This is a genomic window from Dehalobacter sp. TeCB1 (assembly GCF_001707455.1).
GTDB classification, from domain to species: Bacteria; Bacillota; Desulfitobacteriia; order Desulfitobacteriales; family Syntrophobotulaceae; genus Dehalobacter; species Dehalobacter restrictus.
The window spans coordinates 79,955-97,645 of the sequence record NZ_MCHF01000002.1; the positions used below are offsets into that span (position 1 = coordinate 79,955).

Annotated in this window: 17 protein-coding genes; 11 read left to right on the forward strand and 6 right to left on the reverse strand. The window is 46.4% G+C overall.

Annotated features, from left to right (window positions below; all coding sequences use genetic code 11):
* The first annotated feature begins 288 nt into the window (after positions 1-288).
* From A7D23_RS00380 to A7D23_RS00400, 5 genes are all read left to right on the forward strand, one after another.
* A complete protein-coding gene (locus tag A7D23_RS00380) occupies positions 289-849 on the forward strand; it encodes an RNA methyltransferase (protein WP_019225642.1) in 561 nt (186 codons plus the stop codon).
* A gap of 75 nt (positions 850-924) precedes the next feature.
* Positions 925-1,920 (forward strand): FAD-dependent oxidoreductase, encoded by a 996-nt coding sequence (locus tag A7D23_RS00385; protein WP_019225641.1) that lies wholly within the window; start codon positions 925-927, stop codon positions 1,918-1,920.
* A 412-nt stretch (positions 1,921-2,332) separates the two neighbouring features.
* Complete coding sequence (gene rplS / locus A7D23_RS00390; protein ID WP_015044180.1) at positions 2,333-2,674, forward strand: 50S ribosomal protein L19; 342 nt, start codon at positions 2,333-2,335, stop codon at positions 2,672-2,674.
* 60 nt (positions 2,675-2,734) lie between these two features.
* Positions 2,735-3,556 (forward strand): ribosome biogenesis GTPase YlqF, encoded by an 822-nt coding sequence (gene ylqF, locus A7D23_RS00395; protein WP_019225639.1) that lies wholly within the window; start codon positions 2,735-2,737, stop codon positions 3,554-3,556.
* Between the two features lie 79 nt (positions 3,557-3,635).
* Complete coding sequence (locus A7D23_RS00400) at positions 3,636-4,283, forward strand: ribonuclease HII (protein WP_019225638.1); 648 nt, start codon at positions 3,636-3,638, stop codon at positions 4,281-4,283.
* A 155-nt stretch (positions 4,284-4,438) separates the two neighbouring features.
* Here the strand turns inward: A7D23_RS00400 and A7D23_RS16510 are convergent, their stop codons facing one another.
* The 4 genes from A7D23_RS16510 to A7D23_RS00415 all read right to left on the reverse strand — a co-directional run bounded on the left by A7D23_RS16510 (position 4,439) and on the right by A7D23_RS00415 (position 7,923).
* Positions 4,439-4,594 (reverse strand): LysM domain-containing protein, encoded by a 156-nt coding sequence (locus A7D23_RS16510; protein WP_256364967.1) that lies wholly within the window; start codon positions 4,592-4,594, stop codon positions 4,439-4,441.
* Between the two features lie 120 nt (positions 4,595-4,714).
* On the reverse strand, positions 4,715-6,241 hold the full coding sequence (locus A7D23_RS00405) for a YifB family Mg chelatase-like AAA ATPase (protein ID WP_025205374.1): 1,527 nt from the start codon (positions 6,239-6,241) through the stop codon (positions 4,715-4,717).
* 168 nt (positions 6,242-6,409) lie between these two features.
* Complete coding sequence (locus tag A7D23_RS00410; RefSeq protein ID WP_019225636.1) at positions 6,410-6,763, reverse strand: YraN family protein; 354 nt, start codon at positions 6,761-6,763, stop codon at positions 6,410-6,412.
* A gap of 209 nt (positions 6,764-6,972) precedes the next feature.
* Positions 6,973-7,923, reverse strand: a complete 951-nt coding sequence (locus A7D23_RS00415) for a M15 family metallopeptidase (RefSeq protein WP_019225635.1) — start codon at positions 7,921-7,923, stop codon at positions 6,973-6,975.
* A 186-nt stretch (positions 7,924-8,109) separates the two neighbouring features.
* On the opposite strand from A7D23_RS00415, the gene A7D23_RS00420 reads away from it, so the two are divergent.
* The 6 genes from A7D23_RS00420 (at position 8,110) to A7D23_RS00445 (ending at position 15,679) form a co-directional block, all read left to right on the forward strand.
* A complete protein-coding gene (locus A7D23_RS00420; protein ID WP_025205375.1) occupies positions 8,110-9,051 on the forward strand; it encodes a hydrogenase small subunit in 942 nt (313 codons plus the stop codon).
* 121 nt (positions 9,052-9,172) lie between these two features.
* On the forward strand, positions 9,173-10,576 hold the full coding sequence (locus tag A7D23_RS00425; protein ID WP_019225634.1) for a nickel-dependent hydrogenase large subunit: 1,404 nt from the start codon (positions 9,173-9,175) through the stop codon (positions 10,574-10,576).
* Positions 10,573-11,145, forward strand: a complete 573-nt coding sequence (locus A7D23_RS00430) for a cytochrome b/b6 domain-containing protein (protein ID WP_019225633.1) — start codon at positions 10,573-10,575, stop codon at positions 11,143-11,145. The genes A7D23_RS00425 and A7D23_RS00430 overlap by 4 nt, the downstream gene beginning before the upstream one ends.
* Positions 11,146-11,420: 275 nt before the next feature.
* Positions 11,421-11,786 carry a metalloregulator ArsR/SmtB family transcription factor gene (locus A7D23_RS00435; RefSeq protein WP_019225632.1) on the forward strand — a complete coding sequence of 122 codons (366 nt, stop codon included), beginning with the start codon at positions 11,421-11,423 and terminating at the stop codon, positions 11,784-11,786.
* Between the two features lie 23 nt (positions 11,787-11,809).
* A complete protein-coding gene (locus A7D23_RS00440) occupies positions 11,810-14,056 on the forward strand; it encodes a heavy metal translocating P-type ATPase (RefSeq protein WP_242837042.1) in 2,247 nt (748 codons plus the stop codon).
* A 36-nt stretch (positions 14,057-14,092) separates the two neighbouring features.
* Positions 14,093-15,679: a peptide chain release factor 3 gene (locus A7D23_RS00445; protein ID WP_019225630.1), complete on the forward strand. Its 1,587-nt coding sequence runs from the start codon at positions 14,093-14,095 to the stop codon at positions 15,677-15,679.
* Positions 15,680-15,828: 149 nt separating this feature from the next.
* On the opposite strand, the gene ligD (A7D23_RS00450) is transcribed toward A7D23_RS00445, so the two are convergent.
* Together ligD (A7D23_RS00450) and ligD (A7D23_RS00455) are read right to left on the reverse strand one after the other, a co-directional pair.
* Complete coding sequence (gene ligD, locus A7D23_RS00450) at positions 15,829-16,719, reverse strand: non-homologous end-joining DNA ligase (RefSeq protein ID WP_019225629.1); 891 nt, start codon at positions 16,717-16,719, stop codon at positions 15,829-15,831.
* Positions 16,716-17,657: a non-homologous end-joining DNA ligase gene (ligD, locus tag A7D23_RS00455; RefSeq protein ID WP_019225628.1), complete on the reverse strand. Its 942-nt coding sequence runs from the start codon at positions 17,655-17,657 to the stop codon at positions 16,716-16,718. Before ligD (A7D23_RS00455) ends, ligD (A7D23_RS00450) begins: the two co-directional genes overlap by 4 nt.
* Positions 17,658-17,691 lie beyond the last annotated feature (34 nt).

Consider the following 17,691-nt stretch of genomic DNA (forward strand, 5'->3'; position numbering starts at 1 on the left):
GCAGGTCTGCTTGCCAAAACTACCGCTATCGGCTATTGTGCCCTCCGTGGCGTTTCTAGTGCCGTCTTACGAAGTGAATGCTTATGCGTCTGAAGAAAGATCTGCATTCTGGCATGCAGATCTGCGTAAATAATCCTACGATCAGTCTGGGGGCCACAGTTCCGCTGTGAGCGGAGCAGGATTGCGTAGCGCGGCCTTTTGTGTCAAGGATGACACAACGGCCGAAAAGCGGTATTGTGACCCACAGACTAACCCTAGATTACTATTTAATAAGATCTGGAGGAAATAATGGGAGAACTATATGTAGCCCTTATTCACGCACCTGTCTACAACAAAAATATGGAGCAGATCGCAACGTCGATAACCAACCTTGACTTGCACGATATTGCCCGAAGCTCAACTACTTATGGAGTGAATACCTATTATGTTGTCCATCCCGGTCCGGCTCAGCAGGATCTAGCCCGGCGGATCATGGGCTTTTGGCGGGAAGGGTATGGCGCTGAATATAATCCCAATAGATATGAAGCTTTTGAGAAAGTGAAGCTTGCCTCGACGCTGGAAGAAGCTGTCCAGGAAATCAAAATCAAGAATCCCGGCAAGAAATTATTCACGGTTGCAACGGATGCGAGACTGTACCGGAATACGATTGAATATTCCGACCTGCGCCGGAAGCTCGAGGAAACTGATGAGGACTTTCTGCTGCTTTTCGGAACAGGTTGGGGCATCATAAAGGAAGAAATGGAAAAAGCAGATTATATTCTGAAGCCGGTTTACGGTTTCGGAGACTATAATCATCTGTCTGTCCGTTCAGCTGCGGCAATTATTTTGGACAGGCTCAGAGGCCATTAATTGGTTATTTTTTGAATTGACAAGGCACAAGAATAAAGTGTTTTTTTTCGGAGAAAATAGTGCTGGGGTGAGCTTATGAAAAACACTTTAATTCTGGGTGGGGGAATCGGCGGTATTGTTGCCTCCAATATTCTTAAAAATGTGGCGGGGGATTCCATGCAGGTAACGGTCGTGGACCGGGAACTCAATCATCACTTTGCAGCCTCTTATCCACTCCTTATGATCGGTCAGCGAAAACCAGCGGATATAACAAGGAAGTTAACCAATTTAAAAAAGAAGAATATCCATGTTTTGCATCAGGAAGTACAAAAAATTGATTTAACCGGACATCAGGTCTCAACAAATCAGGGAGTCTTGCCTTTTGACTATTTGATTATTTCTTTGGGAGTGGAGTATCACACGGAGACCGTACCCGGATTCACAGAATATGCTTTAAATGCTTATGATTTTGATGGGGTAAGAAAGATAAATCAGCAATTAAACAATTTCTCCTCCGGACGAATTGTTTTTTTTATATCCAGCTTGCCATACAAATGTCCATCTGCTCCTTATGAAATAATGTTTCTTTTGGACCAGTTTTTTCGGAAAAGGGGAATTCAAAATAAAATTGAGCTTACCTTGGTGACGCCAGATTACTCCCCGGAGCCATTAGCCAAGCCCAAGGTTGGGCAAAGTGTAAGGAAAATGCTTGCTGAAAAAGGGATAAAATTGATCACGGAAGCGAAAGTGCTCAGGATTGAGGAAAAAGCTTTGATCCTGGATCATGACACGAAAATTGCTGCGGATCTTTTGTTAGGTATTGCGCCTCACTGGACCCCGGAGGTATTACGAAAGTCAAATTTGGTGGATAGCAGCGGATTTGTTCAAGTAGACCTTCACACTTTGGAAACAAATTACCCGACAATCTATGCCATTGGTGATGCTGCAGCGGTAAAGCTTCCGGTAATGGGGGCCTACGCACCGAAAGCCGGTGCGTTTGCGCATTACCAGGCGGATGTTGTGGCAAGAAATATCTATCTTCTGTCCAGGGGGGCAAAGCCGGAATATACCTATAAAGGAAAGGGTACCTGAATCATGAATACCGGGTTCGGTCGGGCCCGATATTCATCGGTTCAGTATTATAAAAAACCAAGCCCATCGATCTCTCTATGGAAGCCAACGCGGACAGCCTATTTGGCAAAACTTGGATTTGGAAAATACTGGTTTGGCCGTTTTATATAATCCTGGAATCAGAAAGATCAGAAAAACAGAAATGAAAAGCAGATATGAAGGACAAGCAAAAATTGACGCTGTATCGAAAACTTGAAGAAATTAACTAGAGGAAATTAACTAGAGGAAATTAACTAGAGATTTAGTAAAAAAGATATAGCATATTGCGCATTTTTGGTGTGTGTGGTAATATGATACAGTGTAAAAAACGGATGGTCCTCTGGCTTGATGTAAGAAGTTAAGAACATCTAGGCAAGGAAGGGGGTAATTTATTATGGATTATATTCGTATGATTGAAGAGCAGCAGCTTAAAGATAATATTCCTTCATTCCGTCCTGGAGATACAGTCAAAGTACATGTACGTATTATCGAGGGTACTCGTGAGCGTATTCAGGTCTTTGAAGGGCTTGTGATTAAAAGGAAGGGCGATGGCTTAAGGGAGACTTTCACCGTGCGCCGTGTTTCCAACGGAGTAGGTGTAGAAAGAACATTCCCCCTTCATTCTCCGCGTATTGACAAGATTGAAGTTGTACGTAAAGGTATTGTCCGCAGAGCGAAACTTTACTATCTGCGTGACCGTTACGGCAAATCGGCCAGAATCAGAGAACGCCGCTAATAACAGAGAAGATGGAAAAGAGCTGGAGAAATTCAGCTCTTTTGTTTTCTATGGAGGATTATGAACATTCAATGGTATCCTGGTCATATGACCAGAGCGAAAAGAAAGCTCGAAGAACAACTGGCTTGGGTTGATATTGTCATGGAACTGGGAGACGCTCGTTTGCCACTGAGCAGCAGGAATCCTCTGCTGAAGCAGCTGCTTGGGAACAAGCTCCGCTTGCTTTTGCTCAACAAATCGGACCTTGCTGACAAAAAGAGGATTGACCAGTGGCTTGTGAAACTTGGCAAGGAAGGACCTGTTTTAGCGATTAGTTCCATGACCAATGTTGGCGTCAAAAAAATTGTCCCGCTGCTCGAGGAACTGATGACGGATAAAAGAGAACGGCTGGCCGCCAGGGGAGTGCGGGGAAGACCTATTCGCGTCATGGTTGTTGGTATACCCAATATTGGCAAGTCTACGCTGATTAATCAGCTGACCGGCGGTTCACAAGCCAAGACGGGCAACAAACCAGGTGTTACGCGCGGCAACCAGTGGATCAGGATACATGATAAAGTCGAGCTGCTTGATACTCCGGGTATGCTTTGGCCCAAATTTGATGATCCTGAAGTAGGCAGGAAACTCGCTGTGACCGGTGCGGTAAGAGATGAAGTGTTCGATCAGGAAGAACTTGCTCAGTGGCTGCTCGCCTGGCTTAAACAGAATTATCCTCTGGAACTGCAAAGCTTTTACAAACTTGGGGAAAACGAGACCGATCTTGAAGGGATTGGCCGCAGAAGGGGCTGTCTAGTCAGCGGTGGCAGAATTGATACCTTCAAAGCCGCCCAGATCTTTCTTCGTGAATTCCGCAGCGGTAAGATTGCCAAAGTGACTATGGACTAAAAATTTGACGCTTCTATACATTACGGAGACTGGTCTCTAGAGTATGTGCCACATTTTATTCAGCTGGGGAGATGAAGGAATGGATGAAATCGAAAGGATAGGGAAACTCCTGGAGATAGAAAAAGGTTTGTTTGCTGAAGGATATTCACGGATTGCCGGTATAGATGAAGCAGGAAGAGGTCCGCTTGCCGGTCCTGTCATTGCCGCTGCTTGTATCTTGCCAAGGGAGTTTGAGCTTCCCGGCCTGAATGACTCGAAGAAATTATCGGAAAAGAAAAGAAGGAACTTAGCTGAAGAAATCAAAAAGCAGGCTGTTGCTTTTGCACTGGGAAGTGCGACGCCCGGCGAAATTGACCTGTTAAACATATTAAGGGCCACAAAGCTGGCGATGATAAGGGCCCTGGAAAACCTGAAAATCAACCCTGATTACGTCATTATTGACGGCAGGGACATGCTGAATATGGATACGGCTCAGAAAGCCATTATTGGTGGAGACGCTCTTAGTGCGAGTATTGCCGCAGCTTCAATTCTGGCCAAGGTTACCAGGGATGCGCTGATGGATGAGATGCATCAGATTTATCCGGAATATCATTTTGATCAACACAAGGGTTATGGAACCAAGCTGCACATGGAGGTAATAAACCGCTTTGGTCCTTGTCCAATCCACAGGCAGAGTTTCTCGCCGATCAAAGAGATAATCGCCGGGACACAGTATAAACTCGGGTAATATCTGAGATTGGGACCGGCATACAGTGTACATAAAAAAGATTTGAGACTTAAGGATTACAATAGAATTTATTTCAGTAACAGATAAGGAATAGCTGCATTGTACGCGGCTATTCCTTTTTGATTTTTATTCAATGACGTATCCAATATTTCCAACTATTTTACTCTGATTCTTTCACCAACATAAATACGATGTCTGCGCTTTCTTAAATGGGGATTCAAATTTAATAAGATGATGACAGTCACGCCGTGCTGGCGTGCAATCTTAGATAAATTGTCTCCCTTGTGAACCTGATGATGCAAACGGATCACTCCTTTAACTGAACTATATATCCATATTATGGAGTGACCCAGATTGTTCGTGTATGTACATATGGATTATCTTTTGTAATTAAATTTATGATTATACTTTGCTGAACTTATTTGATTACTTCATTGATTCGTCTTCGTTCTGTCCAAAGCCCTGTACTGCAATGATTCGGCTAGATGTTCCGCCTGTATATTATCAGATTCGGCCATATCGGCGATCGTTCTGGCTACACGCAGGATACGGTCGTGGGCCCGGGCACTGAAGAGGTTTTTATCAAAAACTTTTTGCAGGAGGGATTCACCGGCGCTGTCCAATTGGCACAGCACTTTTGTTTCGCGACCGGTCATCTCGGAATTTGTCCGGCTTCCTTTTAATCTTTTTTGCTGGAGTTCTCTGACTTTGATCACCCGTTCCTGAACCATAACGGAGGTTTCCCGGTTATCCCCGCGCTTTAGCTCGCCATAGCTTAAACGAGGGACTTCCAGCTGGATGTCAAACCGGTCCAGTAGGGGTCCGGAAACCTTTCCGCGGTAGTGGCTGATTTGAAGTGGCGTGCAGGAACATTCCCGGCCATTCTCTCCAAAATAGCCGCACGGACACGGATTCATCGAAGCGATGACACAAATGCGTGTCGGAAACTCCATTCTGCCTCTCAGACGGATTAACGTCAGTTTTCGGTCCTCGAGCGGCTGACGGAGTGCTTCGAGGACTTCCCGGGAAAACTCAGGCAGCTCATCCAGAAAGAGAACACCGTGATTGGCCAGGGCAAGTTCCCCGGGCTTAATTTTCTGTCCCCCGCCGATGATTCCGGCAACTGTAGCCGTATGGTGAGGGCTGCGGAAAGGCCTTTGCGTAATCAGCTGCCCATTTCCCCGGATAATACCAGTCAGGCTGTGAAGCTGAGTCACATCAAGACTCTCCTCAACCGTGAGCGGCGGCAGAACCCCGGCAAATGCTCTGGCCAGCAGCGTTTTCCCAGAGCCGGGCGGACCAACCATCAACAGGTTGTGCCCCCCGCAGGCGGCAATTTCCAGTCCGCGTTTGACCTGCATCTGCCCGTGAATATCCGACCAGTCCACAGATACCTTTTCAAAGATTTCAGCAGAGGGCGGGGAAGGAATAACGGAAAAATGATCTTCTCCGTTCAGAATCCCCACTAACTCAGCAAGACTGATTACGCTTGCACTTTCTATTTCGGTTACAAGCCTTGCTTCGGCCAGATTCGCAGGCGGTATAATCAGGACTTGTTTTTCCGGCCCGCTTTTTAAAGCCAGCGCCATGGTCAGAACACCTGGTATCGGACGTAAAAGGCCTTCCAGGGAAAGTTCACCGGCAAAAACATAGCGGTTCAATACGGAGTTATTCAGTTCTTCCATGGCAGCCAATATACCCAAAGCGATCGGTAAATCCAGACCGGAGCCTTCTTTGCGCAGGTCTGCAGGAGCAAGATTAACTGTAATTTTTTTCAAAGGGAAATCGAAGCCTGAGTTTTTCAACGCTGACCGGACTCTGTCTCTGGCCTCTTTCACAGCAGTGGCCGCAAGGCCTACAATTTCCAGACAGGGAAGACCATTGGCAATATCCACTTCGACACTGACCGGCTGGGCTGAGAGATTGTCGACAGACATTCCGCTGACAGAAGCAAACATTTTTTTCACCTCAAAAACAAAATTCGCTTCTGACAGCAAATATCCTTCTATAAAGTTACATTAATGGATTAATATAGTTGAATTTTGGCGATATTTATGGAATCAGACAGAATGTCAGACAAAAACATTAGACAGAACATTAGACAGAAACGGAAAGAAAATAAGCATTTATAGTGCCCCTTGGATCCAGTTGAACTCGGGAACGCCTTCAGCCATGTTAATGGCGAAAATATCAAACCTGATTTGCGGCCATTGATGATAGTGTTGTTCCAGAAGATAATACGAGGCAATACTTTTAAGCCTTTGGATTTTCCAGAGGCCGATGCTTTCTTCTGCGGATCCCCGGATATTGGAGCTCCTCAGTCTGACTTCGATAAATACAATTGTTTTCCCATCCCTGGCGATAATGTCGATCTCTCCCTTGGGACAGCGATAATTGCGCTGGATAATGTTCAATCCGGCTTCCTTAATATGTTCCAAAGCCATATCTTCGCCCCGCTGCCCCAACTGTCTTTTATTCAATGTTTCAGGACCTCCTAAGAGTAAAAACTCCCGTACATATTCAACGTAACAGATCAACTTGTATATAATGATTAATATTACCAAAAATGGGATGAAATAGTAATGTATTATTTGTGAATAATTGTATCATGAAAGAAAAAATACCGCCAGGATGTTCACGATTCAGTGTTGTTCGCAATTCAGGTTGACTGAACGATAAGCATATAAAGCTACAGGCTTTCTTCAATCAGCCAGATATATTCCCAGGCTTCCTGGCTGCTTTGCAAACCGTCATACCATGGAATCCCCGAGACGGGTCTTTCGGAAAAATAACGCGCTTTCAGAATGATTTCCGGACGGTATTCGTAATGCATAATATCGAAATTTCCCCATTTGCCGCCCCAGATAAAACCATATTTTTCAAAGATAGCAGAGACCTCCTGGGGATAGGCATTAAGCCTTTTCTGACCTTCTTCACGGGTGGACCAGCGCCAATAATCGTATTTATTACTGTTAAGATCGATTGCGATACCGTAGGCATGGGAACTCAGCCTGTTTGTACCGCCGATCAGCCGGTAATTGAAAGCCCCGCTGCTTGGAAAAGAAGCAGCGTACACCTTATGGCTTTGGCGGGACAACGGAAGCAGTTCTTTCATAACCGCCTTTAAGGATTCTGCAGCTTTATTGTTCCCGTTAAACTCTACATACTTGTAGCCAATGCTGACTTTGATCAGATTGGACAGGATTGATTTCTTGCTCATTCCGTAGACTTCTTTCAGAAGCGGATAAACTCTTGCACAGCCAGGGTTGTAGTAATTAGGCAAAACTTCGGTAATCTTGGACAATGAGTAGAGCTGATCCATCATATCCTGGAGATCGGGGTTTCCCGATTTCTGCCAGGCGTTTTTTTCTTTTCTGTCATCATATAAGATTTTTTTCCCGGATTTTAAAAGGACATAGACCTCATTTCCGGATACTTTATCCACACCGGTAATGGTTTCGGGATAGGCCAGCATCAGACATAGAATATCCCTTTTCATTACGGCCTCATATTCCCAATCGGAAACTGGGGATACTGCGGCTGCGTTTACGGTTATTAAATGTCTATTCCAGATGATTTTGCAGCCTGTAATTAACAAGACAATCACAATCAGACTTAAGATAAATCGTTTAAAGTTCATGGCTCGTTCATCCTTCCGGGGAACCTTGAGAAAGGCTAATCATAATTATTTATGCCTGAACAAAACAGGATAGACCTGCAAATCTCGTATAGTGCAATAGCATGCGGTAATAATATTCTTTGAACTGAAAAAATCGCAAAGTATAAGATAACAGGGTACGAAAGACCGCAGAAGGGATGTAAGGGTATGGTGAATAAAGATGTTCCAGCAAAACCTCTCATTATCTGGCTCGGGACGAATACCTGTGCCGGCGACATGCTTTCCCTTCTTAATGCCAAGGATCCGGGCTACCAGGAGTTGATCAGCAGCATTGCAGAGCTTCGTTTTGATTATCTTTTGGGGGCGTCCGAAGGCAGTGATGCCATCAATGTTCTTGATGATCTCCAGAAAAATCATAAAGCGGCATACATCCTGGTGGTTGAAGGGAGCATCCCAACGAGATCCAATGGCCTGTATTCTGTGATCGGTTATCGGAACGGCAAGGCTTGGACGGCTTTGCAGGCAGTGCGGGAACTGGGTGCTGAAGCTCGTTACGTGGTTGCTGCCGGTACCTGCGCAGCGTTCGGAGGGATCTATGCTGCAGCTCCGAACCCTTCTAAATGTGTATCATTACAGGCTGCTCTAGACAGAAAAGTTATCAATGTGCCTGGATGCCCAATCAACCCCGAATGGATGATGGGCACTTTGAACCATTTAATTCAGTACGGTGAGCCAGCACTTGATGATTATAGCCGGCCCAAACTTTTCTATGGAGAAACAATCCATAACCTTTGCCAGCGGCGGGATTATTTTGACAACAGCATCTTTGCCGCTAAGCCGGGAGAACCGTGGTGCATGTATAAGATTGGCTGTAAAGGGCCGGTCACCTATGCAGATTGCCCTGTCCGCCAGTGGAACGGAGAGCATCTAAGCTGGCCGGTAAAAGCCAATACCCCTTGTATCGGCTGTGCCAGCCCGGAGTTTCCCGATGGAGACGTTCCATTCTTTGAACACTTACCAGATGTAAAGCTTCCTGGGATCAAAGTAACGGCAAATAGGGTGGGCCTATTGACAGGGGTTGTGACCGCGCTTGGTATTGGCGCTCATCTGTTAGGAAGCATCCTGACCGGCAGATTGCGGAAACACTGAAAAAGGATCTTCCAGGCGGAAGCAAGCCAAAAATCAAGGCTCAACTTAAAAAGGTCATAAGTAAGAAAACGGCAGGTAAAAGATTGTATGAAAACGCGAATAAAGGAAAAGGACTGACTTCATGAAAAAGATTGTCATAGGGCCGCTTACCAGGGCTAACAACTCCTGCGCCGTAGAGGTCACAGTTGAAGACAAAAAGGTGGTAGATGCCCGCTGCAGCGGGATCTTTTTCAGAGGATTCGAATTGATACTGCAAGGAAAAGATCCGCAGGACGCCGCGTACCTTACGGAAAGAATCTGCGGGATCTGTTCATCTCTGCATGGAGCAGCTGCCTCCTACGCCTTGGAAGACGCTGCCGGGATCAGACCGCCCCGCAATGCCAACATTTTGCGAAACCTGATCATCGGGGCAGATATGCTTCAGAATCATATCCGTCATCAGTATTTGTTTTCCCTGGTGGATTATTTGACTTTGCCAGAGAGGGCCCCTTTTGTTCCAGGTTATACCAAAGATAAGCGACTGAAAAAAAAGAAAAACGACGCGATGGTGCAGAATATGTATTTAGCGCTGGAAATAAGCCGCCTGGCTCACGAAATGGTGGCCCTGCTAGGCGGAAAAGCTCCGTTTCCTCATGGGATATTGGCTGGAGGGGCTACAGTTCCGCCTTCTGCCGATGTGGTCATGAATTTCCGGTCGAAGCTCCAAAAAATCAATCGGTTTATCCAGAGTCAGATGGTACCCGATGTATACATCCTTGCAGAAGCTTACAGTGATTACTTTGAACTCGGCCAAAGAACCCCAAATATGCTTGAGTACGGACTGTTTCCATGCACTGAGCAAGATCGGGGGAGATATTTTCCCGGTGGAGCAATGCTGAACGGCCAAATCCAGAAGCTTGATCTGGCGTTGATTAAAGAACATACGGCAAGGTCCTGGTATGCAGCAGAGTCCGGACCGCGAAACCCATCTGGAGGCCAGACAGTCCCTGAACGGGAAAAAGAAGACGCCTACTCTTGGATAAAGGCGCCCCGTTATTCCGGTGTGCCACTGGAAGGGGGACCGCTGGCCAGGCTCTGGATCAAAGGAGATTACCGAAAGGGCATATCGACGATGGACCGGATGATCGCCAGGGCACTTGAGGCCCAAAAAATAGGGGCCTTGATGGAATCCTGGCTCGATGAGCTTGAGCCGGAGGGACGCATATTCGTACCCTTTGAAGTGCCGAAAAATGCCGAGGGTATTGGCCTCACCGGAGCAATGCGCGGTCCGCTCGGACACTGGCTGCGGATTGAAAACGGCAGGATTGCCCAATACCAGATCATTACACCCAGTGCCTGGAATTTTTCGCCTCGGGATAATCAGAATTGCAGAGGACCGGTCGAGGAAGCGCTGATCGGAATTCCAATTGCGGATGAAAAACAGCCCATTGAAATCGGCCGGGTGATCAGGGCATTTGACATCTGCTCCTCTTGTTCGACGCATTTAATAACCACCAGAACATCGATCGGGGAGATCATGATATGAACTGGAAAAAGCAACGTCATTCAGGAACAGCCAGACTGCTTCACTGGGTTTATGCGCCAGCTGTATTGGCTTTAATTCTTAGCGGGCTTTACATTCACAGCCCATCGCGCGCTTTTGGTTTCAAACGGATGGACTCAGCCCGGAAGACACACGCCGTCGCCCAGTTTTTACTGTTGAATTCGTATCTGGCACGGATTTGCTACGGGATGAAAGACAAAAACTATAAAGAGATCATTCCGAACCGCAAGACCTTAAAGGCAATGCCCGGATTTTTAAAATACGAATTCTTCCTATCCGGAAAAAAGAAGAAGTATCCCAAATACAATCCAGGTCAGAAAATATTGATCACCTCGCTCGCAGGATTGATCCCGGTCCAAATTATTACCGGGATGGCCCTCTACTTTAAGCCCCTGCAGAGAGCGGTCAAACCGACAGGAGGATTAAACCCTGTACGCTGGCGGCATTATCTGGCGGCATTAATGACGGCCTCATCTGTATCCGTTCATCTTTATTTTGCTCTGACGAATGGCCTTAAAAAACTTAAATCAATATTTACAGGCTATGCGTAGATTCCGATTCAAAGAGCGTGGCGTTTGAACCCAAGGCAGAAAAGGCTAAAAAAGAATCATGCAGAGAATCGTACAAGGAAAAAATTAGAAAAGTAGAAAATAGAGAAGTAGAAAAATAGAAAAATAAATTGACCATAAAAAATATAAGGTATATGATAATATATGAACAAGTATTCAAGTATTCAAGTATTCAAGTATTCAAGTATTCAAGTATTCAAGTATTCAAGTATTCAAGTATTCAAATAAGCGTAATTGCAAAGGAGCGGTTTGTTTTGATGGAGGGGAAAGCGGAGAATTTGCGGTGTGACTGCCTGGTTATTCATGAAGAAATTGTCGGTAAGGTTAAAGAAGCGATGCCGCAGGAAGAAAATCTGTATGATCTTGCCGAACTGTTTAAAGTATTCGGTGATACGACAAGGATAAAAATTCTCTGGGCGCTTTCCGAAGCAGAAATGTGTGTCTGCGACCTGGCCTTTCTATTGGATATGACCCAGTCGGCAATTTCCCATCAGCTGCGGATTCTTAAGCAATGCAGGCTGGTAAAAAACAGAAAAGAAGGAAAAATCGTATTCTATGCGCTGGATGACGAGCATATCAAAGGCATTTTCAGCCAGGGAATGCTCCATGTCAAAGAAGGATAAGGATGCGTGAGGAGAAAAAAGATATGGCTATAAAAAGTCAGGAAGCAGTCATCCTGCTTGCCGGTCTTGGCTGTGCAAACTGCTCGGTTAAAATCGAACAGGAAGTAAGGAAGCTGGATGGCATAATAACTGCAAATATTGATTTTGCAGGCAGTAAACTCTATCTAGAGGTAAATGATTCTGAAAAAATCACAGATATTGCCGTCCAAATTGAAAAAATCGCTTCCGGGATTGAGGCCGGGGTAAGCATTACTGGGATCAGGTCCAAAGATATGGGTGCAGCCAGTAAAGAAGAGAAAACCACGGAACAAGAAAAACAAAAAGAACAAAAAGAACAGAAGGAACAAAGAGAACAAAGAGAACAAAAAAAACAGAAAGTTAATGCCGAGCTGTTTTGCTTTGTCATTGGAGCCGTTATTTTTGCTGCTGCGTTTCTGCTAAAATTGAAACCTGCCGTTGAAATTGTATTGTTTCTGATCAGCTATTTATTGGTTGGCAGTCAGATTATCTGGGCGGCGCTTCGGAATTTTGTCCGCGGCAAGTTTCTCGATGAAAACTTTCTGATGCTGATTGCTACAGTTGGGGCGCTGGCTATTCAGGAATATCCCGAGGCGGTAGCTGTGATGCTGTTCTACCGGGTCGGTGAATTTTTCCAGGACAGTGCTGTCAACCGTTCCCGCCGCTCGATCAGTGAACTGATGGATATTCGTCCGGACTATGCGAATTTAATGAAGGGAGATTCCATAAGCAAAGTGCCGCCGGAGGAAGTCAGGGAAGGCCAGATGATTCTGATCAAACCAGGAGAGAAAGTTCCCCTCGATGGCACAGTGCTTGTGGGCAGGTCTGTTTTGGATACCTCGGCGCTCACCGGAGAATTTATTCCGAGGGAGGTCGAAGCCGGCAGCAGCATTCTGGCTGGTTTTATTAATAAGACCGGGGTCTTAACCGTAAAAGTTACGAAGGTTTATGAGCAGAGCACGGTTGCACGGGTTCTGGATCTGGTGGAAAAGGCCACCTCTAAAAAAGCTAAGACAGAAAATTTCATGACAACATTTGCGCGTGTCTATACACCGGTTATTGTGCTCGGAGCTGCACTTTTAGCTTTTCTGCCCCCGCTGTTTATTGAGGGGGCCACGTTCAGCGAATGGCTGAACCGGGCTTTGGTCTTTCTCGTGGTGTCATGTCCCTGCGCACTGGTGATCTCCATTCCGTTAAGCTTTTTTGGGGGTATCGGAGGCGCTTCCCGAAACGGCATCCTGATCAAGGGAAGCAACTACCTGGAAGGCCTGAATCAAGTGCGTACGGTTGTCTTCGATAAGACTGGTACGCTAACTGAAGGTGTATTTGAAGTTACCGGAATACAAGTTGCTCAGGGGTTTGATGAAGATACTTTGCTGGAATATGCTGCCGCGGCTGAATATTTTTCAGGTCATCCCATTGCGGCCTCGATTTTGAAACGATACACCGAAGATGATACAAAAAAACTGAACACGAAGGGCATTGATCAGAAGGATATCCATCAGTACCAAGAAATACCAGGTTATGGCGTAAAAACAGTATATCAGGGAAAAGAAGTCATGGCCGGCAGCGCTAGGCTCCTGACTGAGGAAGGAATCTCCCTGACGCAAATACCCGAGGTTGGAACGATTGCCTATATCGCGATTGACCGTCAATATGCCGGCTATATCCTGATTACGGACAGAGTCAAAAAAGATGTTCAGGAGGCTTTGCGGGGCTTGAGACAGGCAGGGGTCAAGAAATTGGTTATGCTGACCGGAGACACGAAGGCGATCAGTGAACAGGTTGGACAGCAGTTGGGGTTTGACCAAGTTTACGCTGAATTGCTTCCCGATCAAAAGGTTGCTGTTCTGGAAGAACTGGAGGAGCAGAAGGAAAACGGCAGTAAACTCGTTTTTGTCGGAGATGGGGTCAATGATGCGCCGGTCCTGGCCAGGGCCGATATCGGGGTTGCCATGGGCGGACTCGGGTCGGATGCAGCGATTGAGGCCGCGGATATTGTCCTGATGACGGACGAACCTGCCAAACTGCTCGAGGCAATCCGGATTGCCCGGAAAACGAAAGGAATTGTCTGGCAAAATATTGGTTTTGCGCTCGGAATAAAGATAGGTGTCCTCATCCTTGGAGCGATGGGTGCCGCGACAATGTGGGAAGCTGTATTTGCTGATGTAGGCGTGGCTGTGATTGCGATCCTGAATGCAATGCGGGTGTTAAAGAAGAAAAAAGTTAAGGAATATGATATAGTAATATAGGCAAAAACACGCACGTAAAAAAGGAAAGGGAACTTGATGGAAAAGACGACGAACCAGAATCAGATTAAACCCAGAAGGACATTTGCAATTATTTCTCACCCGGATGCTGGGAAAACGACCTTAACAGAAAAGCTGCTGTTTTTTGGCGGGGCTATCCGGCTGGCTGGTACGGTAAAAGGAAGAAAAGCAGCCAAGTATGCAACTTCCGACTGGATGCAGATTGAAAAAGAACGTGGCATTTCCGTAACTTCGAGCGCCATGCAGTTTTCATATAACGGAATTCATATCAATATTTTAGATACACCCGGGCACGAAGATTTTAGTGAAGATACCTATCGCACGCTGATGGCAGCCGACAGCGCCGTCATGCTAATCGATCTGGTCAAAGGTGTCGAAGCCCAGACCATCAAGCTGTTTAAAGTCTGCCGGATGAGAGGCATACCGATTTTTACGTTTATTAACAAGCTGGACCGTTTTGGCAAAGACCCGCTGGATGTCCTTCAAGAGATTGAGGATGTTTTAGGCATTAATACGGTTCCTTTGAATTGGCCGGTCGGAATGGGAAAAGATTTCAGTGCAATCTACGACCGGCGGCATCAATGTCTGGAGCTTTACCGGGACGGCGAACGGAAACGGATTGAGGCGGGCGAACGCGGACTTGAAGATCCCGCTCTCAAAGACTGTCTCGAACCTGCCTTATATGATAAGCTTCGCGAAGATCTGGAATTATTGGATATTGCAGGGGATCCGTTTGACGAGGAAATGATTCAGGAGGGGATGCTGTCTCCGGTCTTCTTCGGCAGCGCGCTGAGCAGTATTGGCGTCCAAACTTTTCTGGAGCAGTTCCTGGAAATGGCGCCTGAGCCAAGACCGCAAAAAAGTTCGGTTGGCTACATTCAGCCGACCGATCCTCAATTTTCAGGTTTCATTTTTAAGATTCAGGCCAATATGAACCCGGCCCACAGGGACCGGATTGCGTTTATGCGGGTCTGTTCGGGCAGGTTCGAACGCGGAATGGCAGCCAATCATGTCCGAAGCGGCAAGAAGATCAAGCTTCCACAACCACAGCAGTTCTTGGCACAGGAACGCGATATCCTGGAAGAGGCATATCCCGGAGATGTGGTGGGTTTGTTTGATCCGGGCATTTTTCGGATCGGCGATACCCTGAGTGAGGAAGGGACCTTTGAATTCGAAAAGCTGCCGCAGTTTGCGCCGGAGTATTTTGCCAAGATTATCAATCTGGATTTTTCCAAGTACAAACAGTTTCAGAAGGGAATCAAGCAGCTGACGGAAGAAGGGACAGTGCAGGTCTTCCGGACCTTTATGGATGGGCCGGAGGAACTGATTGTCGGCGTTGTGGGAAAGCTTCAGTTTGAAGTCCTGGAATACCGCCTCGAAAATGAATATGGAACAAGAATTCAGCTTCATCATCTTCTGCATCATATGGCCCGCTGGGTCAGAAGCGACAAACTTGTTGATCCGGCCAATTTGCGCGGACTCCGTAATCTGTGCGTCAAAGATCAGGATGACCAGATGGTCGTTCTTCTTGAGGACGAATACTACCTGGACAGACTGAAGGATAAGTACCCGGAGATTACGTTCCATACATCCTCTAACGACTAGTATACCGTTCTCTAAATAACCAGACATTTAAACCTTCATAGCTGGGTCTGTGTGCCACAGTTCCAGCGTAAGCGGAGCATGAATGCGGAGCGCGGCTGTCTGTCATGATACATCCAAATTTTTACAATCTGCGAAATAAAGGTAAATGATTAAATTTTTTCAAGGATAAAGTCGAGATCTTGGCAGCTCCTGCTGTTCTGTCCATTTTTCAGCGGAGCAAAGAGATCTCCTTTATCTTTCAGCCTGCTGCTGATATTCAGCAGATTAAGATCCTGGGGTTTGACCCCGTGCCGCAGCTCCCCCCATTCCAGCGGAGCGGCAACGGAGGCGTAGGCCGTTGCCCTTGGAGAATAAGGACTGATGATGGTTTTACCCTGCCACATCTGCAGATAGTCAAAATAGAGCTTATGGCCTCTTTTGGCGACACTGCGCTCCAGGGTAATTTGCCGGGGGTATTTCTGGCTGAAATAAACCGCAAAAAATTCGTTGATTTTTCTGGCGGTATCGTAATCATACTTCCCGCCTGTCGGAATATGGATCTGAAGTCCGCTTGCCCCGGAAGTTTTGATATAGCTTGTAATCTGAAGCGCTTGAAGCTCTTCAAAAATCAGCAGGGCCGCTTCCGTGACATCCTCAAAGGTCTGACCTTCGGAAGGGTCCAGATCGAAAACCAGTGCAGAAGGATACTGATCCCTGTCATAGGGGTTAAATGGAATGTGGAATTCCAGACAGGCCTGGTTTCCGAGCCAAATGAGGATTGCTTCTGATGCTAAAATGATATACTGATTATCCCGCCATTCGATCGTCGGAATCCACCCAGGGGCATAATCAGGGATGTTTTTCTGAAAGAAGGACTTGCCCTGGAAACCATCAGGATAACGGATCGTCGTCAGTAGACGGTCTTTGACGTGAGGCAGAAGGTACGGGGCTAATTCCAGCAGGATTTTCAAATAATCAAGCTTGCGGATACCGAGGTCAGGCCATAATAATTTTTCAGGATTGGTTATAGTGAGCGTTTTGCCGTCAACTTCCAGGTTCATTCCGTGATGAATTCCTTTCCTTGGGCTTCAGAGGCAGGATCTTTGCTGAAACCAATAATTTTAGGGTGGCGGAGACTCCTGCTGTCTGTCCATTCCAGGAAACTTACCCAGCAGGTCAAGACCGGTTTGAGCCAGGTCGTATCCTTCATTTTTTTAAGGTTGTCGAACGGGCTGCTTTCCTGGGTATAATCCGAAGCGTAAGCCTTGAGAAGCTGGAAGTCTTTCTGGGCCAGTCCAAGACTCGCATTCCCGATGTAGAGGTACTGGTCTCCCTGGAAGATACCAAGCAGCAGTGAGTTTGGAAATTGCTCTTTCCAGGATAATCCGCCGACAATGGCCAGGATTTTTTTGCTGATTTTGGTTTTGAACCAGTCATTATGTTTTTTGCCAGCTTGGTAACGGCTGTTCTTTCTCTTGCTAACGATTCCCTCGTAATTTCTTTCTTTCATTAGCTTAAACAGAGCTGAACCGTCCGTAAAATCATCGGTAACCGTGATGTTGGAAGAAGATGACACCTTGGTCCGAAGAAGATCTTGTCTCTCTTCTAGAGGACGGTTACGCAAGTCTGTGCCATTAAAGAACAAAAGATCAAACAAGATGTAGCAGACCGGGTATTTTTGCTGATAGACGGGCAGATTAGAACTGTTTCTGAGGCGTTCCCGATTCATGATCAGATGAAAGGATGGTCTGTTCCCGGTATTGAAAACAACCAGTTCACCATCCAGTACGGCCTGATGGCCGTTCAGCAGTTTTGGAGCTATCTGGATTTCAGGATAGAAAGAAGTTCGCTCCCTGCCACTTTTGGTGTAGATCTGGACGCTGCCGTCTTCAATATAGGATAACCCTCTGATACCGTCCCATTTAATCTGGTGGATCCACGCATCACCTGTCCTGATTTCAGATGACAGCACAGGCTCCATTACTTCCAGCAGTTTCATAAAAATCTCCAGGCACATTAAGTTTGACGTCTAT

Bases quoted from the DNA above. Each gene is read 5' to 3' on its own strand.
- rplS (WP_015044180.1), top strand. From the start codon at position 2,333: ATGGATTATATTCGTATGATTGAAGAGCAGCAGCTTAAAGATAATATT.
- A7D23_RS00435 (WP_019225632.1), top strand. From the start codon at position 11,421: ATGGAGGGGAAAGCGGAGAATTTGCGGTGTGACTGCCTGGTTATTCAT.
- A7D23_RS00400 (WP_019225638.1), top strand. From the start codon at position 3,636: ATGGATGAAATCGAAAGGATAGGGAAACTCCTGGAGATAGAAAAAGGT.
- ligD (WP_019225629.1), bottom strand. From the start codon at position 16,719: ATGAACCTGGAAGTTGACGGCAAAACGCTCACTATAACCAATCCTGAA.
- A7D23_RS00445 (WP_019225630.1), top strand. From the start codon at position 14,093: ATGGAAAAGACGACGAACCAGAATCAGATTAAACCCAGAAGGACATTT.
- ligD (WP_019225628.1), bottom strand. From the start codon at position 17,657: ATGAAACTGCTGGAAGTAATGGAGCCTGTGCTGTCATCTGAAATCAGG.
- A7D23_RS00420 (WP_025205375.1), top strand. From the start codon at position 8,110: ATGGTGAATAAAGATGTTCCAGCAAAACCTCTCATTATCTGGCTCGGG.
- A7D23_RS00380 (WP_019225642.1), top strand. From the start codon at position 289: ATGGGAGAACTATATGTAGCCCTTATTCACGCACCTGTCTACAACAAA.
- A7D23_RS00405 (WP_025205374.1), bottom strand. From the start codon at position 6,241: ATGTTTGCTTCTGTCAGCGGAATGTCTGTCGACAATCTCTCAGCCCAG.
- A7D23_RS00425 (WP_019225634.1), top strand. From the start codon at position 9,173: ATGAAAAAGATTGTCATAGGGCCGCTTACCAGGGCTAACAACTCCTGC.
- ylqF (WP_019225639.1), top strand. From the start codon at position 2,735: ATGAACATTCAATGGTATCCTGGTCATATGACCAGAGCGAAAAGAAAG.
- A7D23_RS00415 (WP_019225635.1), bottom strand. From the start codon at position 7,923: ATGAACTTTAAACGATTTATCTTAAGTCTGATTGTGATTGTCTTGTTA.
- A7D23_RS00430 (WP_019225633.1), top strand. From the start codon at position 10,573: ATGAACTGGAAAAAGCAACGTCATTCAGGAACAGCCAGACTGCTTCAC.
- A7D23_RS00385 (WP_019225641.1), top strand. From the start codon at position 925: ATGAAAAACACTTTAATTCTGGGTGGGGGAATCGGCGGTATTGTTGCC.
- A7D23_RS00440 (WP_242837042.1), top strand. From the start codon at position 11,810: ATGGCTATAAAAAGTCAGGAAGCAGTCATCCTGCTTGCCGGTCTTGGC.